This window comes from Shewanella sp. ULN5 (assembly GCF_030731885.1).
Classification (GTDB): domain Bacteria; phylum Pseudomonadota; class Gammaproteobacteria; order Enterobacterales; family Shewanellaceae; genus Shewanella; species Shewanella holmiensis.
Genome location: NZ_JAPJEE010000003.1, coordinates 108,616 through 129,741, shown reverse-complemented (window position 1 = coordinate 129,741; position 21,126 = coordinate 108,616). Strand labels below are relative to the sequence as shown.

At 41.3% G+C, this 21,126-nt stretch carries 19 protein-coding genes; 5 read left to right on the top strand and 14 right to left on the bottom strand.

Annotated elements, in window-relative coordinates; translation table 11 throughout:
• Window positions 1-504: 504 nt before the first annotated feature.
• Together ORI98_RS04580 and ORI98_RS04575 are read left to right on the top strand one after the other, a co-directional pair.
• Window positions 505-1,695 (top strand): chemotaxis protein, encoded by a 1,191-nt coding sequence (locus tag ORI98_RS04580; protein ID WP_306134420.1) that lies wholly within the window; start codon window positions 505-507, stop codon window positions 1,693-1,695.
• Window positions 1,696-2,152: 457 nt separating this feature from the next.
• Window positions 2,153-4,090, top strand: a complete 1,938-nt coding sequence (locus ORI98_RS04575) for a GGDEF domain-containing protein (RefSeq protein ID WP_306134419.1) — start codon at window positions 2,153-2,155, stop codon at window positions 4,088-4,090.
• A 313-nt stretch (window positions 4,091-4,403) separates the two neighbouring features.
• On the opposite strand, the gene ORI98_RS04570 is transcribed toward ORI98_RS04575, so the two are convergent.
• From ORI98_RS04570 to ORI98_RS04525, 10 genes are all read right to left on the bottom strand, one after another.
• Window positions 4,404-5,174, bottom strand: a complete 771-nt coding sequence (locus tag ORI98_RS04570) for an ABC transporter permease (protein ID WP_306134418.1) — start codon at window positions 5,172-5,174, stop codon at window positions 4,404-4,406.
• Window positions 5,174-6,109: an ABC transporter ATP-binding protein gene (locus tag ORI98_RS04565; RefSeq protein WP_306134417.1), complete on the bottom strand. Its 936-nt coding sequence runs from the start codon at window positions 6,107-6,109 to the stop codon at window positions 5,174-5,176. The genes ORI98_RS04570 and ORI98_RS04565 overlap by 1 nt, the downstream gene beginning before the upstream one ends.
• Before the next feature lie 79 nt (window positions 6,110-6,188).
• Window positions 6,189-6,716 (bottom strand): hypoxanthine phosphoribosyltransferase, encoded by a 528-nt coding sequence (hpt, locus tag ORI98_RS04560; protein ID WP_306134416.1) that lies wholly within the window; start codon window positions 6,714-6,716, stop codon window positions 6,189-6,191.
• Window positions 6,717-6,723: 7 nt separating this feature from the next.
• Window positions 6,724-7,383 carry a flavin prenyltransferase UbiX gene (locus ORI98_RS04555; RefSeq protein WP_261297067.1) on the bottom strand — a complete coding sequence of 220 codons (660 nt, stop codon included), beginning with the start codon at window positions 7,381-7,383 and terminating at the stop codon, window positions 6,724-6,726.
• Window positions 7,384-7,432: 49 nt separating this feature from the next.
• Window positions 7,433-8,809 (bottom strand): UDP-N-acetylmuramate:L-alanyl-gamma-D-glutamyl-meso-diaminopimelate ligase, encoded by a 1,377-nt coding sequence (mpl, locus tag ORI98_RS04550; RefSeq protein ID WP_306134415.1) that lies wholly within the window; start codon window positions 8,807-8,809, stop codon window positions 7,433-7,435.
• Window positions 8,810-8,925: 116 nt separating this feature from the next.
• On the bottom strand, window positions 8,926-9,585 hold the full coding sequence (gene folE, locus ORI98_RS04545; protein WP_261297069.1) for a GTP cyclohydrolase I FolE: 660 nt from the start codon (window positions 9,583-9,585) through the stop codon (window positions 8,926-8,928).
• Between the two features lie 22 nt (window positions 9,586-9,607).
• Window positions 9,608-9,985, bottom strand: coding sequence for a dihydroneopterin triphosphate 2'-epimerase (gene folX / locus ORI98_RS04540; protein WP_261297070.1), 378 nt, complete (start codon window positions 9,983-9,985; stop codon window positions 9,608-9,610).
• A gap of 123 nt (window positions 9,986-10,108) precedes the next feature.
• A complete protein-coding gene (locus tag ORI98_RS04535) occupies window positions 10,109-13,189 on the bottom strand; it encodes an efflux RND transporter permease subunit (RefSeq protein ID WP_306134414.1) in 3,081 nt (1,026 codons plus the stop codon).
• A 6-nt stretch (window positions 13,190-13,195) separates the two neighbouring features.
• The gene (locus ORI98_RS04530; RefSeq protein WP_306134413.1) at window positions 13,196-14,281 is read right to left on the bottom strand and encodes an efflux RND transporter periplasmic adaptor subunit; all 1,086 of its coding nucleotides are present in this window, start codon (window positions 14,279-14,281) and stop codon (window positions 13,196-13,198) included.
• A 1-nt stretch (window position 14,282) separates the two neighbouring features.
• A complete protein-coding gene (locus ORI98_RS04525) occupies window positions 14,283-15,323 on the bottom strand; it encodes an efflux RND transporter periplasmic adaptor subunit (RefSeq protein WP_306134412.1) in 1,041 nt (346 codons plus the stop codon).
• 212 nt (window positions 15,324-15,535) lie between these two features.
• On the opposite strand from ORI98_RS04525, the gene ORI98_RS04520 reads away from it, so the two are divergent.
• A complete protein-coding gene (locus ORI98_RS04520) occupies window positions 15,536-15,934 on the top strand; it encodes a thiol-disulfide oxidoreductase DCC family protein (RefSeq protein WP_261297074.1) in 399 nt (132 codons plus the stop codon).
• Entirely contained in the window at window positions 15,931-16,734 is an 804-nt protein-coding gene (locus tag ORI98_RS04515) for an SDR family NAD(P)-dependent oxidoreductase (RefSeq protein WP_306134411.1), read from the top strand. The genes ORI98_RS04520 and ORI98_RS04515 overlap by 4 nt, the downstream gene beginning before the upstream one ends.
• A gap of 128 nt (window positions 16,735-16,862) precedes the next feature.
• On the opposite strand, the gene mdh is transcribed toward ORI98_RS04515, so the two are convergent.
• Both mdh and ORI98_RS04505 read right to left on the bottom strand, forming a co-directional pair.
• Window positions 16,863-17,798 (bottom strand): malate dehydrogenase, encoded by a 936-nt coding sequence (mdh, locus tag ORI98_RS04510; RefSeq protein ID WP_306134410.1) that lies wholly within the window; start codon window positions 17,796-17,798, stop codon window positions 16,863-16,865.
• A 270-nt stretch (window positions 17,799-18,068) separates the two neighbouring features.
• Entirely contained in the window at window positions 18,069-18,413 is a 345-nt protein-coding gene (locus tag ORI98_RS04505) for a hypothetical protein (RefSeq protein WP_306134409.1), read from the bottom strand.
• 234 nt (window positions 18,414-18,647) lie between these two features.
• Between ORI98_RS04505 and ORI98_RS04500 the strand changes: the two genes are divergently transcribed.
• The gene (locus ORI98_RS04500) at window positions 18,648-19,097 is read left to right on the top strand and encodes a GNAT family N-acetyltransferase (RefSeq protein ID WP_261297078.1); all 450 of its coding nucleotides are present in this window, start codon (window positions 18,648-18,650) and stop codon (window positions 19,095-19,097) included.
• Between the two features lie 120 nt (window positions 19,098-19,217).
• On the opposite strand, the gene ORI98_RS04495 is transcribed toward ORI98_RS04500, so the two are convergent.
• Complete coding sequence (locus ORI98_RS04495; RefSeq protein ID WP_261297079.1) at window positions 19,218-20,012, bottom strand: ribonuclease H family protein; 795 nt, start codon at window positions 20,010-20,012, stop codon at window positions 19,218-19,220.
• Between the two features lie 130 nt (window positions 20,013-20,142).
• Window positions 20,143-20,913: a hypothetical protein gene (locus ORI98_RS04490; RefSeq protein WP_306134407.1), complete on the bottom strand. Its 771-nt coding sequence runs from the start codon at window positions 20,911-20,913 to the stop codon at window positions 20,143-20,145.
• Window positions 20,914-21,126 lie beyond the last annotated feature (213 nt).

The window sequence follows — 21,126 nt, the reverse complement described above, 5'->3', positions numbered from 1 at the left end:
CATAATGTGTTGTGTACCTGCCAATCAATGAACATTCGATTCCAAAATACGACTCAAGTGTGGGGCAATATGTGAAACTTACTGCATTTATCAGATTAGCAGTGATTTACATATCTTGCTGAATACTTACTCTAAAATCTCCACTATTTCATTTTTATATGTGAGGTTAAGCAAGATAATGATTACGGCAGGTTAATGCCTAAGTTTTTTGAGGTAAAAGCGTGTTAATCAAGGTAAGTAGAGCGTGCTAAAACGAACTCAATAGAGCCTGTTTATCTTGACTAATAAAGGATTGTTCAAGATATAAATGAATTAAGCGCAACGAGTTAATTTGTCATCAACGAATATTCGCAACCTGATGTAGGCTTAGCACGCAACTGATTGTGAAAGCGGATGATACTTTGCTACTTATAGGTAATAGTCACCACTTGTAAATAATGATAAATTACACTTATTTTTTATATGCTTACGTTATTTTTTACTGTTATAACCAGAGGTTGTGTTATGGGTGTTGCTAAAAAGATATCTCTTGTATTGATAATGTTGCTGGCTTTATCCAGTTGTTCTTTACTCGAAGTAAAATTAGAAAGTGGTATAGAACCACTACCACAAACGCAGCTAAATATGCGCGTGTTTAGCCGAGATTTCAGCCACACCTTTTACAGCGAAGTAGAAACCAGTGCAGACAAAATCATTTTATTAGCATCTAACCCTGAAAGTAACCCCCTCACCACATCTGAGTTTGTGGCATTAAAATCAAATAGTTTAATGTGGAAAATTAACAGCGAACAAGCTTTACAGCGCGCCATATTTCAAGCATCACCAGTATCAGCAATGGTTGATACCTGGGTATTAACCGCCCAGATGAACGCCTTTTTCTCATTGGGCAATGGTCATCAGCTTTTTGGCGAACATCAAGCCATCGCCATCGCCGCAAGTGAGCGTTTACAGGCTAATTTTGAACAGACCATTAAAGGCTTTGTAAAAACAGGGGAGTTTGAACAATATAAACAATTTATCACCCAATATGTTGCTGAACACCCCATTACCGATATTACGTTTACCCGCACATCCGCTTTTAATGCGTGGTTAGCATATCGAAATATCAGCGAATTTGAAGCGATTACAACCTTTGGCTCTGTGCCTGAGGTGATGAGTGACATTTCAGATCGCATGGCAATGATCGCAGATCAAACGCCTAAGTTATTAACTTGGAAAGCTGAATTGTATGCACTGCATTCCAATATCAGCGCCGATGAATTACAAAAAACCTTAGCCAGTATTAACAACACATCTGCCCGTTTTCAGCAATTAATGGCACAAAGCCCCGAAATGATGGCCAGTTTAGCCAGTGATTTACGCAAAGAGCTAACACCACTGTTAACCCAGTTAAGTGAGTCTACTGATGATAAGTTGGCGCAATTATCCATTGAGCGTCAGGCATTAGAATTAATGGTTAAAAATGAGCGAATAGCGCTAGAAGAAATGATCACCCGCGAGCGCATTGCCGCTGCGGCAAATCTGGATGATATTTCAAAGCATACCGTAGAAGTGGTTTTTAAAGAATTAACCCATACACTAAAAAGCTTGATTCTATACTTTGTGTTATTCCTATTTGTGATCTTTTTTGCACCTTTAGGATTAGGTGTATGGCTAGGTAAGCGAATGGCACTTAAGTCAGAAATGAAAAAATAATCGGAAGATGAGCTGAACGTCTAACTAGATACTGTTTAACAGAGAAACGAGCATGACGGTGAATGATGTGACTAATGAAGCAATGACTTTTCACCATCACTATGCCAAATGCTATTTAAGCAATATCGACTGCATTTGATTTTACATAGAATGGCACCTAAATTGAGCCTGAAGCTCACTGTGCTATTAGCACCTAAGATTTTCTTTTTGTTTTAAGTCTTGTGTAACCAGCTCTTCAATGAGTCCATCTTGTGTTTGATAACGTTCAATAATGCGTTTGATTGCCCGCTTGGTTGTTAAAGATAGCTGTCTTTGTTTTTGATTTGTTTTTCCCCGGCTAATTAATTTGAACAATTAACATAAGTTTACTGCCATAAGATGCTTGTTAAATGTACAAAATTACACATTTATTATAAAACAGCTACAATTTATGCACTGCCATCCGGAGTTAACTATTATGTCATACACTGCTGCCATTAATCAGTCCAAAGTAGACGATTCCACCTTTGAGATTGATACATCAAAAATCATTGTTCCAAATGAAATGTTTGATAACTGGCAACAGACCTTAGATTTGCTTTCAGAATTAGCCAACACCCCTGTTTCACTAATCATGCGTGTTCATAAGGCAAGCATCGAAGTATTTGCCTCAAGTCGGACTAATGGCAACCCTTATAAAAAACATGATAGCGAAAATTTAGGGCACGGCCTTTACTGTGAAACCGTGATTAATGAAGAAAAAGAGCTCCATATTCCTAATGCTCTTAAAGACGATCTTTGGAGTAACAACCCTGATATAAAACTAGGCATGATCGCCTATTGCGGTTTACCACTTCGTTGGCCTAATCAAAAAGGGATATTTGGAACGATCTGCATGCTTGATAACAAAGAGCATGTTTATAGCGAAAATTTTCGTAGTCTTCTGGCGCGTTTTCAAAGCGCGATTGAATCAAATTTGATGACCCTATATCAGCAAACTAAATTACAAATCCAGAATCAAGAGTTAGAAAGAAAAGTACAACTTCGCACTCAAGAGTTAGTTGAACTCAGTGAAAAGTTAATAAAAGAAATTGAAAATAGTGCCCTAACTGAAACAACACTTGAATACCACAAAAACTATGACCCACTCACAGGATTACCAAATCGCATCACCCTAATCAATACATTATCTAGCATGCTAGAAAAAGGAAAGCCTAAAGATAAAGTCTCTGTACTGTATCTTGGATTACGTAATTTTAAATCAATTAATGATAGTTATGGTTACTTGATTGGCGATAAAGCACTTTTAATATTAAGTCAGCGTTTACAAAAACTGATTAATAAAAATACCTTTATATCTAGGATTGCAGGCGTCGAATTTGTCATTATTCAAACACATGAATCTTCTAAAAATGCGATATTTGAGCTGATTGAATCTGCATTAGGCTGTTGCTCTACTCCTTTTACTATCGATGACTTCACCATCACCATTCCCTCAAGTATGGGAATTGCGCAAGCTCCTAATGATGGGATTGAAGCCATTTCGCTTATTCAAAAAGCCAGTGCGGCCATGACGATAAGCAAATCAAATGGATCAAGCCATAGTTTTTTTAACCAACACACTCAACAGAACTTAAATCTACGCTCTCAACTTGAATCACGGTTAATGGATGCATTAAATAAAAATGAATTAAGCCTTAATTATCAACCGCTAGTTCATCTTAAAACACAAAGAGTTGTTGGTGCAGAGGCATTACTTCGTTGGCATAATCCAGTATTAGGTAATGTCCCTCCTGATAAATTTATTTCTTTAGCGGAACGAAATGGCCAAATTATTGATATAGGTAATTTTGTACTTCACACAGCACTGTCTCAAACGGCTAAATGGTATAAAGCCGTAGAGCATGACTTTAAGATTGCAATTAATATTTCACCATTACAAATCCGTAATCCTCGCTTTATTGAACACGTTGCAGACTTGCTTAAACTATATCAACTACCAGCTACCGCTTTAGAGCTTGAAATAACTGAAGGTTTATTATTACAAGATGAGCACATAGCTCACTTTACAATTCAAAAACTACAACAACTTGGGATAAAAATCTCGTTAGATGATTTTGGTACGGGTTATTCATCATTAAGTTATTTACAAAAATACTCATTTAATACCCTAAAAATAGATCGCTGCTTTATAAAAAAACTAGAAGAAAATAAACAAGATAGAGAGCTAACTAAAACCATCATAGCGATAGGTAAAAAACTCAATTTAGAAGTGATTGCTGAAGGCGTTGAAACCGTCAATCAAGATGCCTTTATTCGCAAAGAATGCTGTGACTTGGGTCAAGGTTATTTTTATGGCAAACCAATGACTGCTGAACAATTTGAAAGCACTTTTATCCATAAAAAGTGCACTTGATCATCGAGTTTACACACCTCATTGATTTTAATGTATCAGCAATAATCCTAGAAAATACTGACTTTAAGTCAGCCAAAAGGGCCTTAATAAAGACCCTTAAACACATGGAACAAATTAACTAACCTCAGATCGCGAGAATAAATGCATATTAAACAGCTCTTTGCTGCGCTCACAGCTTTGAATTGGCTTGTAATAGACTCGCTATTGAAGTGTCAATTCACCTTGTTATCAGCACCACATCAAATTTACTATAAGCAATTGAATATTAAGAATATCAATTACCCCTTAACCCGAGTCGAGGTTAAATACATTTTTAGCTTCGCAGCCCAATACCACGAGAAATCAGATAATAAGCCACAAACCATAACGTGGCACAAAAGCCGACCATGATAGCTATCGATAAAGGAATGCTAATATCAGCAAAGCCTAAAAAGCCATAGCGGAATACGTTAATCATATACACCACAGGATTTAATCCTGATACGCCTTGCCAAAATTCTGGCAACAATGACAACGAGTAAAACACGCCACCAAGATAGGTTAATGGGGTTAATATGAAGGTGGGGATAATACTGATATCGTCAAAGCTTTTAGCAAACACAGCATTGATTAAGCCGCCAAGGGCAAACAGTACTGAGGTTAAAAATACGGTCATGATCACTAGGCCAACATGATGCAAGCTTAGATTGACAAAAAACATCGCCACTAAGGTCACAATCAAGCCTACGCATAAGCCTCGGGCGACACCGCCGCCAACATAACCAGCAATCATCACATAATGCGGTACGGGTGCTACCATGATTTCTTCAATGTTACCTTGAAACTTAGCACTGTAAAACGATGATGCTACATTAGAATAAGAGTTAGTGATAACTGACATCATAATTAAACCTGGGGCAATAAACTCCATGTAACTTACGCCACCCATCTCACCTATTCGGCTACCGACCAGATTACCAAAAATCAGAAAATATAAGGTCATGGTTATCGCTGGCGGTACTAAGGTTTGCACCCAAATACGAGTAAAGCGGTTAATTTCTTTAATCAAAATACTTTTAAAGGCTATCCAATAAAGCTTGTTCATTATTTCGCCCCTTTGGCTTTTTCGACTAATTCTACAAATAACTCTTCAAGACGGTTTGCTTTATTGCGCATCGATAACACTTCAATATTCAATACACTTAGCTGGTTAAATAAGTCATTGAGGTTATTGGCTTTAGCCACATCAACTTCAAGTGTGTGATTATCGACAATACGACAGGTCATATTGGTTAACGTTGGCGCGCTTTGGATGTTATGGCGTAAATCAAAAATAAAGGTTTCTACATCCAGTTTGCTGAGTAAGCTTTTCATGCTGGTGCATTCTATCAATAAGCCTTTATCAATAATGCCAATATTGCGGCACAGCATTTCGGCTTCTTCAAGGTAATGAGTCGTCAAAATAATGGTGACGCCTTGCTGATTAATTTCCTTTAAAAACTCCCACATTGAGCGGCGTAGCTCAATATCAACACCTGCGGTAGGCTCATCAAGAATAAGTAATTTAGGCTCATGCATTAATGCGCGGGCTATCATTAAACGGCGCTTCATGCCACCTGATAACGTACGCGCCTGACTGTCGCGTTTTTCCCATAAATCTAACTGGGATAGATATTTTTCAGCTCTTTGAAAAGCGATGTGCCTTGGTACACCGTAATAACCAGCCTGATTAACCACAATTTGTTGTACGGTTTCAAACTGATTAAAGTTGAACTCTTGCGGCACTAAACCAATGCATAATTTAGCCTCTTCAAGCTGTTTATCAATATCAAAACCAAATACATTCACGCTGCCAGTGGTTTTTTGCACTAATGAGCTAATAATACCAATTGTGGTCGACTTACCTGCACCGTTAGGGCCAAGCAGGGCAAAAAAATCGCCTTGTTTTACGGTTAGACTGATGCCTTTAACGGCCTGAACTCCGCCTTTATAGGTTTTTTGCAGGTTTTCGATCACCAAGGCATTGGCGTTATCACTCATGTGGATATCCTTTTCTGATCTGTTGATAAGGGTGAAAAAAACTCCCGCATTTGCGGGAGTTATTAGGGTATTTGTTTACTTACAGCGGCACAACTTTGGCGATGTAAGGTAAGTTACGATATTGCTCTGCGTAATCAATACCATAACCTACGATAAACTCATCAGGAATTGTCATACCAATAAAGTCAACTGGCACGTCCACTTCACGACGTTCTGGCTTATCCAATAAGGTACACAAAGCTAAACTTTTTGGGTTGCGCAGTAATAAAATCTCACGCACCTTGTTTAGGGTGTTACCTGAGTCAATTAAGTCTTCCACAATTAACACGTCACGATCGCCAATATCAGATTGTACATCTTTTAAAATTTTTACATCGCGAGAACTAGTGGTGGCATTGCCATAACTTGATACTGACATAAAGTCGATTTCGACATGGCCTTTTATACGGCGACATAAATCGGCCATAAAGACCACTGAGCCTTTTAGTAGGCCAACCATTAATAAGCGCTCACTGTTGGCATAGTGGGCGTTAATACGCTCGGCAAGTTGGTCTAAAGTATTGTTGATTTCTTCGGTTGAAATCATAGGTTCAATCGTGTGTTTCATACTGTTCTCAATTATCGATATTTTGGGGGGCGTCAACGCCATAACCCCAGCGATTTGTCAGTGCGTGTGATATTCCCAAATGATCCAGAATTCGGGAAACCATGAAGTTTACCAGATCTTCTATCGATTTGGGATTATGATAAAACCCTGGTGCGGCAGGCATGATGGTTGCACCATTGCGCGTTAGGCTTAACATATGCTCTAAGTGTATGGCGCTAAAGGGAGTTTCCCTAGGAACAAGAATTAATTGACCGCGCTCTTTTAATACCACATCGGCTGCACGTTCTAATAAATTATTACTCATTCCGGTTGCAACTGCGGCTAATGTGCCCGTTGAACAAGGGCAAATAACCATTTGCTTCGGCGCCGCACTGCCTGATGCTGGCGGCGAAAACCACTCATCTTTGCCTAACACGACTAACTCACCCGTCAGGGCGATTTTTTGCTCAGCAAAATAACTCAATAATTGTGCTCGCGCCTTTTCAGGATTTGCGCTCAATTGCAGAGCATGTTCTGTGGCTAATACCACTCTCGCGGCGCTAGATATCATCAAAAAAACCTGATAGTCGGCCGCAAGCAGACATTGCAGTAACTTGATGCCGTAGGGTGCACCTGATGCTCCGGTCCACGCTAGGCTAATTGCTTTCTCTTTTCTGGCATAAGCCATGATTTTTCCTTATTCGGTGAGCGCCATAACCACTGATTTAGCGCATGGGTTATTGGCTCAGCAATGCCTGAATAATTTGCTGATGAATCCCATTAAAACCACCGTTACTCATTACCACAATGGTGTCACCTGGTTTAGCTGATTGACAGACCTTAGCCACGATATGGCCAATATCATCGCTCACCGTAACGGGAAGGGTTGCCGAGCGCATGTTGTCGGCAATATCCCAGCCCACGTTACTGGCCTGATATAACCAGGCTTCGTTTGCTAAAGCCATTGAGCTGGCTAAAGTGTCTTTGTGAACGCCACTTTTCATGGTGTTTGAGCGCGGCTCAAGTACCACAATGATTTTGCCATCGCCCACTTTAGCGCGTAAGCCTTTTAATGTGGTTTCAATCGCAGTTGGATGATGAGCAAAGTCATCATAAACCGCGATATTATTTGGCGTGGCCAGTAATTCCATCCGGCGTTTTGGCGGGCTAAATTGGGTTAATGCTTCAATCGCATTAATCGGGGTAACGCCAACATGCCTTGCTGCAGCAATGGCCATTACCGCATTTTCAATGTTGTGTTGGCCAATTAAACCCCAGTCTAAAATCCCCTGTGATTCGCCTTTAAAAAACACTTCAAACTGATGACCATCTGCGGCAATACATTTTCCCTGCCAACCGTTTGTGTCCGCTTGCTGGCTAAAGGTCTCTTGCTCGCTCCAGCACCCCATATCAATCACTTGTTGTACGGCTGTAACATCTTTAGGCCAAATCACTTTGCCTTCGCTCGGTACGGTACGGATGACATGGTTAAACTGACGCTGAATGGCGGCTAAATCGGCAAAGATATCAGCATGATCAAACTCAAGATTGTTGATCACTAACGTGCGTGGGCGGTAATGGACAAACTTAGATCGCTTATCGAAAAATGCACTGTCATATTCATCGGCTTCAACTACAAAAAAAGGTGAATTGCCTAAACGAGCAGACACACCAAAGTTTTGTGGCACACCGCCGATTAAAAAACCGGGCTCGTATCCACAGTATTCTAATATCCAGGCCAACATGCTTGAGGTCGATGTTTTACCGTGAGTGCCGGATACAGCAAGTACCCAGCGGTTTGGCAAAATATGTTCTGACAAAAATTGCGGCCCAGACGTGTACTTAATACCGCGGTTTAATACGGCTTCAACACACGGATTACCTCGGCTCATGGCATTACCAATCACCACAAGATCAGGTTGGTCTTTACCTTCTTCACCTAGTTGGGAAGTGTCAAAGCCTTGAATTAATTCTATGCCCTGCTGCTCTAGCTGTGTGCTCATCGGTGGATAGACATTGGCATCGCTGCCCGTCACTTTGTGCCCCATTGCGCGTGCTAACAATGCCAAACCGCCCATAAAGGTGCCACAAATGCCAAGAATATGTACGTGCATGCAAAAACTCTATTTAAGAACCATTGAGCGTTATTCTACCCAGTAGCAAAGGCATTGTCAGTTAACAATGCCTTAATTTAACTTCATATTAGTTAATCGGGTTTGCATCAAAGTTTTTATGCTGCCAAAAACTCTGCTCGGGTAGATGGATTGGCTTTGAAGCTGCCGCCTAATGCGGTTGTTTGGGTGCTTGAGGTCGTGTCCATGATGCCACGCGACTTAACACAATAATGGGTAGCATTAATGCTAACGGCCACATCTTGGGTATCCAGCAAGGTTTGCAATGCCACCAATACTTGCTGGGTTAATCGCTCCTGTACCTGTGGACGCTGGGCAAAGAATCTCACTATACGATTGATCTTCGACAAACCAATAATTTTACCTTTAGGTATATACGCGACCTTGGCGATGCCATCTATGGTGATAAAGTGATGTTCACAGGTGCTAACCACACTGATATTGCTCACTTTTACCATTTCCTCTACGCCCATTTTATTATCAATTTGGCTAATTTTAGGGAAGTTGGCGTAATCCAATCCGGAAAATATTTCATTTACATACATTTTGGCAATACGGTGTGGTGTTTCCGCTAAACTGTCGTCGGCTAAATCTAATCCTAACGTTGCCACGACTTCTGTCATTAATCCTTTAATGCGTTGATATTTTTGTTCAGAGGTCAATTCTGATGGTAATAGTGGCGTTTCTAACCCGTGCTCAACTAATGCTGACTGCACTTTTTGTGCGGCGACTGAAATAGTACTGTTTGCTGCTGACATAAGATAAGTCTCGTAAGTAAGGTTAACGACGGTGCTCTAAAGATAAGGATACTGAATCAGCGAACCTTAAGGCATGTGGTTTGTCGATGGTCACTTTAGCTAATGTCACTGAGGGATGTTCACTGCAGATATCGACAACATCTGCGACTAATTTTTCAAGTAATAGAAACCGCCCTTCTTCAACATGCTGAATCACCTTTTTAGTGATCACTTTATAATTTAAGGCATCAGCAACGTTATCGGTTTGAAATGACTTATCCGCCGGATAATGGATTTCAATATTGATCACCACATCTTGCTGCTTTTCCCTTTCATCAGGATTAAAGCCGATGAAAGTGCGTAAACGCAAATTGGTGACGTTAATAATCGCATTACTATAAGCACCTGTTGTTAAGGACATAATATTGGCTCGAATTTAACTAACATGCTCTTTGATACGCAATTAAATTGACAACGGTTCACATACGAATAAAAAAGCCCTATTCAATAAATAGGGCTTTAAAGACCAACATATATGAGCAACTTAATTGGCTTGGAAGGTTTTGTAATCGCGGTATTTTACCTTGAAGAAAATAATGTAAAACACCGGCACAATCAGTAGCGTTAGTACCGTTGCTACACCTAAACCGAACATCACTACAGCAGCTAATGATTCAAAAAATGCGTCGGTTATTAACGGTAACACGCCCAAGATGGTTGTCACCGCTGCCATACACACAGGCCTAACACGGCTAACGGTAGACTCAAACACCGCCTGAAAGATTTCTTTGCCCTCGTTAATTTCGGTGTTGATTTGATCAAGTAACACAATACCGTTTTTAAGTAACATGCCCGATAAACTTAGCATTCCCAATAGGGCCATAAAGCTAAATGGCTTATCAAGAATGATTAACCCAGACGTAATACCAATAAGGGCTAACGGCACACAACACCAAATCACCAATGGCTTACGCACTGAATTAAATAAGAACACCGTTATGAGAAACATAAACAAAAAACCCATGGGTAAGGTAGCAAATAATGACTCTTGCGCATCACTTGATGATTCAAATTCGCCCCCCCATTGTAACTCGTAACCAGCTGGCAGCTGGATGGCTTCAACTTTAGATTTAACCTGAACAAATAATGCCGCAGGCAAAATATCATAGGCAAAGTCGGCATCAGCAAACACGGTTAACGTACGCTTTCTATCACGACGTTGAATGATGGGATCTTCAAATTTCACATCAAAACCATCAACAACTTGCTGCATAGGGACAAAGGCATTAACCACAGGGCTCCATATGCGCAAGCTTTCCATAGACTCAATATCGATACGCTCTTCTGCGGGAAGTCGGCCAATAATTGGCAGTAACGTTGTTCCTTCCCGATACACACCAATTTGCACGCCAGAGAAAGCAAATAAAAATGATTTATCAACATCACTTTTTACAATCCCCAAACGACGCGCCTGAGTTTCGTTAAAACGTGGCGAAATATATTTTACCCGTTCGCGCCAGTCATGGCGTACGTTGACAGTCCCCGGCGTGGCATTAAAGACACTCATGACCTGCGCGCCAATTTCACGCAGTACGTCTGGATCTGGACCGCTGATCCGAGCTTCAATTTTGGCATCGGTGGATGGGCCAATTTCTAAACGTTTAAATTTAAGTTGAGTTTGCGCAAAGTGAGTTTCAGCAAATTCTCTGAAGGTTAGCATCACGTTTTCTAAAGTATCAAAACTGCTAGTACGAATGGCGATTTGTCCATAAGAACCAAAGTTTTTCTCTGGCGAGTAGGTTAATAAGAAACGTGGAAAACCTTTGCCAATCGTGGCTGAAACAAACTCGACGTTGTCGATAGTAGCCGCTTTGGCCTCCATGGCTTCAATAATGTGCTGAGTTTCACGAATATCTGTGCCTTCAGGCATCCACACATCAACCAAAAATATCGGCGTTGTCGAGGGCGGAAAGAAAGATTGTTTAACATAAGCAAAGCCTGCTACTGAGCCTGCAAAAAGCACAACAACTGCAATGGTACTTGCCCAGCGGTACTTCATACAAATATTGAGCAACATTTTGTAGAACACAAAGAAAGCCCCTGCGTAAGGATCTTTCACTTCGCCATCCTGCTGTTTTTCACCTTCAACCCCAAAAAACATTTGGGCAAAAAATGGGGTAATCGTGATGGCGGTAATCCAAGATAAAAACAAGGAGAACAATAGTACCCAGAACAATGACCCAGCAAACTCTCCTGTTGCATCAGGGGATAATCCAATTGGTGCGAATGCGGTAATGGCAATGACCGTTGCCCCTAATAAAGGCCACATGGTTTGTTTAACGATGGCTTGTGCGGCCTCAAGCGTCGTTTGTCCTCGCTGACGACCAATGAGTATACCCTCAACCACCACAATGGCATTGTCCACCAGCATACCTAAGGCAATAATTAATGCCCCAAGGGAGATACGTTGTAGTTCAATCTCAGCCTGTAGCATCAACATAAAGGTGCCAAGGCAGGTTAAAAATAAAATTAACCCAATCAAAATACCGCTTTTCAATCCCATAAACACCAATAGCACACCAATCACAATGACTACGGCGGCGATAAGGTTCCACACAAAGCTGCTAACGGATGCATCAACCTCATTAGGCTGGTTATACATGGTTTCAATTTTCATCCCTGCGGGACGGGCGCTATCAATTGAGGCTAGCTTGGCATCAACTAACTTGCCCACCTCCACCACGTTAACCCCAGATGAAAAAGAAATACCTAAATTTATCGCACGGTTTTGATTGAAACTTAACAGGTTAGTGGGAATATTTTGAAATCCACGTGACACGGTGGCGATGTCTTTTAAGTAGATGAGTTTATCGCCAGTAGTTCCTGGAATAATTAACTCTTCAAGTTCTTGTACTGATTTAAACCCGCCGCTGGTGCGAATTTTTAAATTATCACCTGCCACTTGAATATTACCGGCATCGGATACTAAGTTTTGGGAGTTCAGCAAGTTGGTGACTAATTGTGGATCAATGTTTGAACTGGCCGCTTTATTAAGCGACATTTCAACAAACACTTGCTCCTGTTGCTTACCCGCTAAAGACACTTTCCCTACGCCTGGGATTAACTCTAATTCACGCTTTACGTAATCGACATAATCTGAAATATCACGATAACTATAGTCTTTCCCACTGACCATCAACATGATGCCGTAAACATCACCAAAGTCGTCGTTAACCATTGGCGGACGGGCACCTGGCGGCAAACTAGATGACATGTCATTGACTTTGCGGCGTAATTCATCCCAAATTTGTGGCAGCTCATTCGGGCCATAATTGTTTTTCATGGTCACCGTAATTTGTGACATTCCAGAGGTACTTAACGAACGAATTTTATCAATATAGGGTAATTCTTGAATCGCCTTTTCGACTAAATAAGTCACCTCTTCTTCGACCTCGGTTGAGGTCGCACCGGGGTAGAGAGTTACCACAACCGCATCTTTAATGGTAAATGGTGGATCTTCTAACTGGCCTAAGCCAGTAAATGCCATTAATCCACCAACAAGTAAAATCAGGGTAAACATCCAACTAATAACGGTATTTTTAACGAAATAACCTGCAATATTCATAGATGATTATCCTTTGACCAATTCAACATGTTGGCCTTCAAGTAATCTTGAGGCTCCGACGGTAACAATTGTTTGACCATCTTTTAGCCCCTCAACCACTTCTATTTGATCGCCCACAATCACCCCTAAACGCACCGCTTGATATTTCACGGTTTGAGATGCGGCATCATATAACCACACGCCACTTTCCTGTTTAACCAAATCATCACCGTCTTTCATCACCACGGCATTAATCGGCAGTAAATATTCACGATTATAGGTGTAGGTAATATTGCTTAAGTTTATAGACACTTTGGCTGGCATCCCTTCAAGTACTTTAAAGCTGGGGTCTAAATCGACCACTATGGTGGCTATGTAGGTGGAGGTTTTAGGATCTTTTTCGGTATTCACCTCAAGTAAATGGCCGTCGAAATACTGCCCTTCGAACGCTTCAAATTGCACTTTTAGTGACCCTTCTTCTTTGCCGCGATATGCTACAGCAATTAGCGTATCGGGCATTTGAATGTCAACTTCAATTTGATCAACTTTTTGAACGCTTAAAACCGCCACGCCCGGTTGAACGTTTTCAAATGACTCTAAAAACACATCACTGACCATGCCATCAAACGGTGCGCGAAGTACGGTATATTGTAAGGTTAACTCTGCTTGCTTGGCCTGGGCTTTAGCCACTAAATACTGCGCATTGATTTGATCAAATTCAGCTTGGGCCATGAGTTTTTGGTCAACCAACTGCTTCACACGCTTAGCTTGCTTTTCGGCGACTTCCATACGAGCTTTGCGATCTTCTAAGGTAATTTGATAATCGCGTTTTTCTAATACCGCAAGCACCTGACCTTGTTTGATCTCTTGCCCTTTCGAAACCGGAATTTGTGCAATACGTCCTTCCACTCGAAAAGATAATCGGGTTAAGTCTTGCGCGCGCGAGACACCGTTAAACTCTCGCAATACCTGATTATCTATGGTCGGTAAAGTGTAGGTATCGATTAAGGTGGGTTTGGCCAAGATTTGCTCTGCAGGCTGACAGGCGCTAACAAGCAAGCCTAATACCAACAGGCTTAATACGCGATAGTGCTTATAGTGGGAAATTTGCATATTACAGTCCTCGCTCCTTGATCCATTGTACTGCGGCATCACCGTCTGCTAATTCTGAGGCGCCCGCGATCACCAACCAGTCACCGTCTTCCATACCCGCTATTAATTGACCGTTCTGAAGTTTTACTGCCACTTTTTCAACTTTATTCTCATTAGGTAGCCATCGAAATACAAAATATTGCCCCTGCTGCTCGACAATCGCCCCAGCTGGGATCGTCGGATTACTTTGTGAACCTCTGTATGGCAATTTAACTTTAACCGAGGCGGCCATACCCGGTAATACATTCAGTTTTTCGGGCATAGGAAGGGTTAGAATAAGCGTGTAGCTGCCGGTGCTGGCGTCGGCTAAGGTGCTCATTTCTTTTAACGTTGCGGGATACCATATCTGGCGACTATCAAATTTAACTTCAATACTGTTGACTGGTGACCCTTGTTGATTTTGACGTTGAATCGCACCAATAAATTGTTCAGGCAATTGAAAACCCACATCGATAAACGACTCAGTTCGGATCCCAAGCACTGATTCTTGAGCTTTAACAAATTCAAAGGCTCGTTTATCTCGCTTTGAAATCACCCCATCATAAGGTGCGACCAGTTTGGTATAGGTAAGATCGGTTTTGGCTTTATCTAATGCTGCGGTTGCGATGGTAAAATCACTTTTTGATTGGTCATAATCGTTACGCGATACCACGCCTTGTTCTACCAACGAACTGTTGCGTTCAAATAAGACTTTGGCAAGCTCAAACTGAGCTTTAGCGACCTCGTATTGCTGCTGATATAAATCACTGTCTAACTCAGCTAACACATCTCCAGTTTTCACATTCGCCCCAGGGCGCACATGAATATTGGCAATTTGTCCTGCTACCCTAAACGATAACGCGGCTTTATCCGATGCCCTAACCTCTGCAGGTAGCACCCTTTCTCGATTACCTTTGCCAATATCTAATTGAATCACTTTAACTGGGCGAGCAGATGGAATGTCGCGAGCAATGTTGGCATCTTCAGCTTTCACCGCATGGGAAAAAAGCATCAAATTAGACATAACAAGTATCAGTAACCGATTAAAAGACAAGCAAGGTTTCATATTGAATTGATCCATCAACAGCAAAAGTTAATGAAGTGTAACACTTTAGCCGTTAAATCATCACCACTGTGCAAGACATAAACAGCTGCCAAAAAATAAAATAAGATCTAAGCCGTCAAGCTTTGCGTATAATCAGCATGGTTCACCTATCACTAATAAAGGCTCATAGCATGGAATTAACCATTTTTTATGACAGTGCTTGTCCACTTTGTTCCAATGAAATGGCGCAGCTTAAAAAGCATGATAGGCTGCATAAAATTCATTTAGAAGATTTGAATTCAGCAGATTTATTAACACGCTACCCCAATCTTGATATTGAAAAAGCCAACACTATTTTGCATGGATTAACCTCTGATGGAAAAATGCTGCTCGGCTTAGATGTCACGGCGATGGCATGGGGATTAACTGGAAAGCATTGTTGGGTAAAGCTGCTGCGCTTACCGCTAATAAAACCTGTTGCCGACAAAGCCTATTTAGCATTTGCGAAGAATCGCTACAATATCTCGTATTTGTTAACTGGTAAAAAGCGTTGTACTTCAGACTCCTGTTCAATTGAACCTAAAGCATGACCACCAATACCTATCTGGTTATCGGCGCATCATCGGGTATTGCTAAAGCCGTTATTGCAGAGCTAATTGCTCAGCATACCGCGCAACAACTACCCGCGAACATTATTTGCATTAGCCGAGGTAAGTTGGATATTGCCGTTGTTGATAACCAGTTAATCACATTACAATCAATAACATGTGATTACCATCCAGCCTCAATTGATTCGGTATGCCAGCAGTTACAGCATTTTCGCGGTGCCATTGTGAGGGTATTCATTTGCAATGGTGTACTGCACAAAAATGCTGCTGAACAACCTGACGCTAATTTAAATCAGCCACAACATCACAATATTGCGCCAGAAAAACGCATTGAAGATATCGATGCAGAGGCATTAAAGTGGTTATTTGAGGCTAACAGTATTACGCCAATGATGTGGCTTAAGTACCTTACTCCGCTTTTATCTTCCAATGCCAACGCCGAAAAATGCGTGGTGTCGGTATTAAGTGCCAAAGTCGGCAGTATTAGTGATAATCAATTAGGAGGCTGGTATGGTTATCGGGCCTCAAAAGCTGCACTGAATATGCTTATAAAAACCACGGCAATTGAATACGCAAGAAGATTAAAGCATGTCAAACTTATAGCCTTTCACCCTGGGACAACCGATACGCCTTTGTCTCAACCCTTTCAAGCAAATGTGCCTAAAGGCAAATTGTTTACCCCAGAGTTTGTGGCTAAGCAGTTAATCACCATTGCGGATCAAAGTGATGTGGATGGTGCCGCCAGTTTTGTCGATTGGGCTGGTAAAAGTATTACTTGGTAATTGCCAAGTTAACGCTAACATTGATTGAAAAACCAAGGTAAAGGTTTAAGCTGCACTTAAAGTAAGATGTTAATTTGAGGCATAAAAAAACGCGAAGCATTGCTTCGCGTTTTTATTAGTGTGTCGAATTACTTAACGAATTCAACACCTAATTTAATATCACCTTTTAAAGTGTCTAACATTGCATCGCGAGCGTTAGCTTCAAATGCACTGATTTCACCGTATGGTAATACTTTTTCAACGCCGTTTTTACCCAGTAATACTGGTTGTGCGAAGAATTCAGCATGTTCACTGCCGCCATCTACGTATGCACATTCAACCACGTTCGCTTCACCTTGAAGACCACGTACTAAAGATAAACCAAAGCGACATGCTGCTTGGCCCATTGATAATGTTGCGCTACCGCCACCGGCTTTAGCTTCAACAACTTCAGTACCCGCGTTTTGAATGCGAGTTGTCATTGCAGCAACTTCTTCATCAGTGAAAGTCACGCCTTCAACTTGAGAAAGTAATGGCAGAATAGTCACACCGCTGTGGCCGCCGATAACGTTAACTTTAACATCTGCAACGTTTAAACCTTTCAGTTCAGCAATAAAAGTTTCGCTACGGATAACGTCAAGCGTTGTGATACCGAATAAACGATTTTTGTCATAAACACCGGCATTTTTTAATACTTCAGCAGCAATTGCTACAGTGGTGTTAACTGGGTTAGTAATGATACCCACTAATGCATTAGGACAAGTTACAGCCACTTTTTCCATTAGGTTACGTACAATACCCGCGTTGATGTTGAATAGATCTGAGCGATCCATACCTGGCTTACGTGCAACACCAGCAGACATTAATACTACGTCAGCATCAACTAATGCAGCAGTAGGATCTTCACCAGCAAAACCTTTTACTTCAACGTCAGTTGGGATGTGACTTAAGTCAACCGCAACACCAGGAGTAACAGGAGCGATGTCATATAGAGACAACTTTGAGCCCGCAGGCAGTTGAGTTTTTAATAATAAAGCTAAGGCCTGGCCAATACCACCAGCAGCACCAAGTACAGCAACTTTCATAATCATCTCCATCTATTTATGCAATGTGTGACATAGATCTTCTATCTATAGTGGCGTCACATTACTGGATTGCTGTAGTAATTTCAATTATCCATTGGTGGAGTGTGGTAAATAAGTGTTTACTAAAATCCAGCCAATAAAGGCTGGGTGTTTAAATATAGGGGTTAGATCATTGTGCTATGAGATATGACAAGTATTCGCAAGTTTAAATACGGATAATTGAGCATAGCTTTTAATAACAGCTATGCCTGAACTCAATACTGGTTTGGATCAAGCCTCAAACACGGTTTCTGTGCTTTTTTGACCAATATGCACTTGATATAATGCCGCGGGAGGCTGTTCTCGTTCGATGAGATAACTCCAATAATCATCATCCAATGCACTGATAAATCCCGCTTCTCCCCGGGCGGTTAATATTAGTCGCCACCATATAACGCCCCATAAACCAAACGTCATTAAGGTTAAGCAAAAATGCAATGGATGGTTAATTTCCCGCTGAGTCTTGGCATTATTGCTGCCGACATCGGTTAAGGAATTATTGATACGAGTAGTATGAGTTGCGGCATCATTTATAGTAGGATGCCGATGCACCCTGAATTGATATTGCTTAGTCATAATTCACCTTTAAATAATCAGAATCTCAGTTTGTGCCGATAAAAAGGTGTTCAAGTAGCTGATGTAGTGCTGATTAAAAAAACATCTACACTAGATAACCATTTGAGTTTTAATCATTAAAATGATCGTAACCGACCTTGATGCCAAATTGAGATTGAATAACGAATACCTTAAGTAGAATAAACTAAGCATAGTAGACTTTAGTCGAATATCGACCCTAAAAAGAGATAAAAAATGAAAATAAGAAAAGGTCAATTAACCGATTTAACCGCTCTAGTGAACTTTAACCAAGCGATGGCGATGGAGACAGAAAACCTGCAGTTAGATAATGACACCCTCACCCGTGGTGTTAATGGTTTATTAAGTCACCCCGAACGTGGTTTTTATTTAGTGGCTGAAGTTGATGGGGCCATTGTGGGTTCATTAATGGTGACCTTTGAGTGGAGTGATTGGCGTGCAAGCCAGTATTATTGGATTCAAAGTGTCTATATTCGCCCGCAAAATCGTCGCCAAGGCATTTACGGCAAACTGTATCAAGCAGTGAAAGATATGGCAGCCGCTAAGGGGGATGCGGCAAGTTTTCGATTATACGTTGAGCATGAAAACAAACCCGCGCAAAGCACTTATGAAGCCCTAGGTATGGAACAGAGCCACTACTTAATGTACGAAGAAAAAGTAAAGTAACCTTACTTTCAACCTCATGAAAATAATCAATGTCGATGAGTTATCTTCAATAAAACAATCATCGACGCTATAAACAACGGGCCAATCGGCCCGTTTTTATATTGTTTGAGATTCAACAGATTAGCCTGCGCGCATCGCCATAATGGTGGCCAAATTGATCGGTTGTGGATATTCGACAAAATCGCTTTGTTGCTGATCCACCGCATAAATTGACATTCTATCGGCCAGTTCATTCCCTTCAATACCCACGTGGGCTGCAACGTGCACGATATTTAAACGATCTTTATATTGATCGTACAAAGCATGGGCCGCTTTAATCAGCGCTAAATTGGCAATTTCGCCCCCTTTACGGGTCCAACCTTTGGCTTTCCAACCGTAAGCCCAATTGCTAATGCAGTTAATCGAATATTGCGAGTCACTGTAAATTCGCACGGTCAAATTATCATTTAGTGCAGAAGCCGCCATTTTGATCGCTTCATGTAAGGCGTTCAGCTCAGCGGTATTATTAGTGCCATGGGGATTAAACAGACCATACCACAAGTTCGACAGTTTTCCGCTTCGATATACAGCTACGCCTGAACCCGCTTTTCCTGGGTTAGGATCGCAACCACCATCTGTATATAACACAAGATCAAATTCACTTAATGCCTCAGGTTGATGCTCAGCCACACTGGTTTTATTTGAGGCGCTTACTGATTTAGCGCCTCTATTGGCTGGACCTTTACTGGCGGTGCTGCTCGCTGAAAAAATCGCTTTGTTGGCCGATTGAGCAAAAGCCGCTTTCGCCTCTGGCTCTGTTGGGAACGATTTATACTTTGCCCCAGGAAACTTATCTACCTGACGTTTAGCTTCATCCCAGGTTGTGTAAATACCCGGTTTGTGTCCTTGCCAAACAACATAAAACTTTTTTGCCATGTGTGATGTTAACCCTGAAAAATGCCCAAAGGGCGATCATGCCATGCTCACCGGATCCAGTCTATCGCTTATCAGGCGAGTCATAGGCAAACAGCTAAAAAGGACCGTAATAGCGCAGCGACTTATCCGTTTACAGGTTCACTTCACCATCAATATGTTGATAATTCACTGCACCAGAGCCGGCACTATGAATAGTTAACCCTTTCGCGTAATCAACATTGATACTGCCTGATCCATCATATATGGTCACTAGCCCTGACACTCGCTGCACTGTCATGCTACCTGAACCATCGTTAATATCGACATTTCCATCAACGTCAGTCACTTCAATACTACCCGAACCATCTTTGATGCTGACATTATCCAATACATTGCTCGCGTGAATACTGCCTGAACCATCTTTAATCGTCAGCTGCTTCGCACCGTCTAAGGTGATGCTCCCTGAACCATCGGTAAGGATAATGTCGGCATTCATGCCTTGAATATCGATAGAACCAGACCCATCTGTGATATCCATTTTTAAGTCTTTAGGTACCGTCAGTGTCACATCAATACGCGGCGATTCTGTCCCAGTCCAATCAGAATGCTGTTCTACCTGAGCCACTAATTTAGCCAAGGTCCCTGATTTAACTAGGCTTAAAGTCACGTCTGCATCATCGTCAGCAAAAATCTCAGCGCTTAAGGTAATGGCGTCAGTATTTTCATCACCTTTAATAATTAGCATACCAGCACCTGTGTCTGCGACAAGTTGCTCAATATCCACGCTAGAGAGACTCAGCACTTGTTGTTTTTGTTCCAGATCGCTGGCAATACTATACGACACATTAAAGACATCGGTATACATGACTAATAGTGCAGCTGCTGCGCCCACTAATACGAATTTGGTTTTCATGGTGGCCATGTTGTTCATCCTTGTTGTTTAATTGGCTTATATGGCATCAAGTCGATAAATAGCCTGTGGTGATTTAGGCCACTTGTCATAATGATGCAGGTTAATAACAGATACTAAGCAATTCACGCGCCAAAACTTAAGTTATTGTTTTATATTACATATGACAAATTTCAATCTGACATCATAAGTCAAAAACACTAACAGTTACGACTTTTCACTCAT